The 3,264-nt window shown below is 73.7% G+C and carries 3 protein-coding genes; 2 read left to right on the top strand and 1 reads right to left on the bottom strand.

Annotated elements, in window-relative coordinates:
* Positions 1–103: 103 nt before the first annotated feature.
* Entirely contained in the window at positions 104–1,645 is a 1,542-nt protein-coding gene (locus tag Q6969_RS14475) for an alpha-N-arabinofuranosidase (protein WP_104290437.1), read from the bottom strand.
* A 225-nt stretch (positions 1,646–1,870) separates the two neighbouring features.
* On the opposite strand from Q6969_RS14475, the gene Q6969_RS14470 reads away from it, so the two are divergent.
* Positions 1,871–2,803: an alpha/beta hydrolase fold domain-containing protein gene (locus tag Q6969_RS14470; protein ID WP_317231074.1), complete on the top strand. Its 933-nt coding sequence runs from the start codon at positions 1,871–1,873 to the stop codon at positions 2,801–2,803.
* 32 nt (positions 2,804–2,835) lie between these two features.
* Positions 2,836–3,264 (top strand): AAA family ATPase (locus Q6969_RS14465; RefSeq protein WP_317231073.1); only part of this gene is annotated, 429 nt, incomplete at its 3' end.

Here is a 3,264-nt window from a genome sequence, read left to right as displayed (position 1 = left end):
CGCACGTTCGGCCGCGGCGCCGTGACCCGACGCACCCGGCACCGCGCACGACGCCCGCCGGCCGCGGGTGCGGCGCGACGGGCGCGTGGAGGAGCGGTGCGGATCAGCCGAGCGACACGGCCGTCCACGACACGGGCGGCAGCGTGATGGTGAGGGTGCCGTCCGCGAGGGTCGCCGACGCGTTCTCCGTGAGGCCTACGCGCTCGCGGTCCTCGAAGGTGTTCTTCGCGTAGACGTCCTCGTCGTGGATCCCGACCGCCTCGAGCACCTCGGAGACGGCGAGCCCGGCGACGTCGACCTCGATCGTGAGGGCGTCGGACAGGCTGCGGTTCACGAGGAAGACCGCGGCGCGGCCGGTGGCCTCGTCGAAGGTCGCGACGGAGTCGACGAGCGGGGCGGTGCCGTGCACCTCGGTCTCGTACGTGCCCACGTCGATGCGCGGGCGCAGCACCTCGCCCTGCGCGAGGCGGCTCGTGACCGAGAACGGGAAGAAGGTGGTCTGGCGCCAGGCCCCGCCGCCCTTCTCCGTCATGATCGGCGCGATCACGTTCACGAGCTGCGCGAGGCTGGCCGAGGTGACCCGGTCGCTGTGCTTGAGCAGCGTGATCATGAGGTTGCCGAGCACGACCGCGTCCGCGACCGAGTAAACGTCCTCGAGCAGGTGCGGCGCGTAGGGCCAGCCCTCGGTGATGACGCCGGACTCCTGGTGCTCGTCGAGGTACCAGACGTTCCACTCGTCGAACGAGATGTTGATGGTCTTGTCGCTCTTGCGGCGGTACTTGACCTGGTCGGCCGACGCGACGACCGTGCGGATGAAGTACTCCATGTCGAGCGAGGAGGCGAGGAAGCTGCCGAGGTCGCCCTTGCGCTCCTGGTAGTAGGCGTGCGCGGAGATGAAGTCGACGTTGTCGTACGCGTGCTCGAGCACGGTGCGCTCCCACTCGCCGAAGGTCGGCATGCCGGATCCGCTGCTGCCGCACGCGACGAGCTCGAGCGTGGGATCCACCATCTTCATGGCGCCGGCGGTGCGGTTCGCGAGCTTGCCGTAGTCGTCGGCGGTCATGTGGCCGACCTGCCAGGGGCCGTCCATCTCGTTGCCGAGGCACCACATCTTGACGCCGTGGGGCTCCGGCGAGCCGTTGGCGATGCGCTGGTCGGAGAGGGCGGTGCCGCCCGGGTGGTTGGAGTACTCGAGGATGTCGAGGGCCTCGAGCACGCCGCGCGTGCCGAGGTTCACGGCCATCATCAGCTCGCTGCCGGTGAGCTCGCACCAGCGGGCGAACTCGTCGAGCCCGACCTCGTTGGTCTCGAGCGAGTGCCAGGCGAGGTCGAGGCGCTTCGGGCGCTCGGCGCGCGGGCCGACGCCGTCCTCCCACCGGTAGCCGGAGACGAAGTTGCCGCCGGGGTAGCGGATGGCGCTCGAGCCGAGCTCCTTGACGAGGTCGACCACGTCGAGGCGGAAGCCGTCCTCGTTCGCGGTGGGGTGGCCGGGCTCGTAGATGCCGTCGTACACGCAGCGGCCGAGGTGCTCGACGAACGAGCCGAACGTGCGGCGGTTGACGGGGGCGACGACCGCGGTGCGGTCGATGGCGATGCGGGCGTCCGCGGCGGTGCGGGCGTCGGTCGACGTGGAGGCGTCGGTCATGGAGTGTCCTTCACTTCATCGGGAACGGGGCTGGTCGACGCCTGGCGAACGCAGGCGATCCGGGCCATTACAACGTTGTAAGAGCAACGTCCCCCCATTCTCGCGGGGGCGTCGGGGCAGTGTCAACGCGGGTCCGCGGCGAGGCGGGTCGGAGCTCCCATGCGGCGCGCGTACGGTTCCCCCGACGCCGCCCGCCGGGGCGGCCCGACCACCGGATGGAGCACCATGTCCGCCCTGCACCCCGACCTCGCCCTCGCCCGGCTGATCCCCCGCTTCACCCTCCCGGCGCCGCTCGTGGCGATGGCCGCGCGACGGGAGCCCCGCCGGTCGGAGGCGCCCGAGGACCTCCTCGTGCACGACGTGCGGGTGCCCGTCGACGGGGGCGCGTCGGCGGTCGACATGCGCGTCTACCGCCCGCGGACGGCCTCGGGGCGGGTGCCCGCCCTGCTCTGGATCCACGGCGGCGGGATGGTGCTCGGCGACCACCTGCAGGACGAGGCGTCGAACATCCGCTTCGCGCGGACCCTCGGGATCGTCGTCGCATCGGTGCGCTACCGCCTCGCCCCCGGGCACCGGGCCCCCACCGCCGTCGAGGACGCGCTGGCCGCCCTGCTCTGGCTGCACGCGCACGCGGAGGAGCACGGCGTCGACGCGTCCCGGGTGGCGGTCGGCGGCGCGAGCGCGGGCGGGGGGATCGCCGCCGCCGTCGCCCTCATGGCGCACGACCGCGGCGCCCCGGCGCCCGCGTTCCAGCTCCTCGTCTACCCGATGCTCGACGACCGCACCGTCACCCGCACCGACATGGACACGTCGGAGGTGCGCGTCTGGACGCCGGGCAGCAACCGCGTCGGCTGGACCGCGTACCTGGGCGGTCCGCCCGGCGCCCCGGACGTCTCCCCCTACGCCGCCCCCGCGCGACGCGAGGACCTCTCGGGCCTCCCCGCCGCGTGGATCGGCGTCGGCTCGCTCGACCTGTTCCGCGAGGAGGACGTGCGCTACGCCGAGCGGCTCCGGGAGGCGGGCGTCGCCGTCGAGCTGACGGTCGTCGACGGCGCCTTCCACGGCTTCGACGCGATCCTGCCCCGCGCCGGGGTCTCCCGGGAGTTCTGGCGGGCGCAGGCCGCAGCGCTCCGCGGGGCGCTGCATCCCGCGGGCTGACCCGGCCCAGCCCTGCATGCCACGCTCGGACCATGACGATCCCGGCTCCCACGCAGGCCCTGTTCCTCGGCGGGCGCTCCGGCGTCGGCAAGTCGTCGGTGGCGGCCGAGGCGTCGCGGCTGCTCGCCCTCGCCGACGTGCGGCACGCCCTCGTCGAGGGCGACGCGCTCGACCAGGCGCACCCGGAGCCGTGGCGGCAGGGCATCCCGCTGGCGGAGCGGAACCTGGCGGCGATGTGGCGGAACTACCGCGCGGCGGGATGGACGCGCGTGATCTACGCGAACACCGTGAGCGTGCTCGAGATGCCGGCCCTCACGGCCGCGCTCGGCGGCGAGGTCGAGGCCGTCGGCGTGCTGCTGACGGCCGACGACGCGACCGCCGCCCGGCGCCTCGCCGGACGCGAGATCGGATCCGGGCTCGCCGAGGCCGTGGAGCGCAGCGCGGCCGCGGCGCCGCGGCTC

This window comes from Clavibacter sp. MX14-G9D, from assembly GCF_032917815.1.
GTDB lineage: Bacteria > Actinomycetota > Actinomycetes > Actinomycetales > Microbacteriaceae > Clavibacter > Clavibacter michiganensis_K.
This window is presented reverse-complemented; position numbering and strand designations above follow the sequence as displayed.

What these genes read in the sequence shown, in the direction of transcription:
- Q6969_RS14475 (WP_104290437.1), bottom strand. Translation starts at nt 1,645, where the DNA reads ATGACCGACGCCTCCACGTCGACCGACGCCCGCACCGCCGCGGACGCC.
- Q6969_RS14470 (WP_317231074.1), top strand. Translation starts at nt 1,871, where the DNA reads ATGTCCGCCCTGCACCCCGACCTCGCCCTCGCCCGGCTGATCCCCCGC.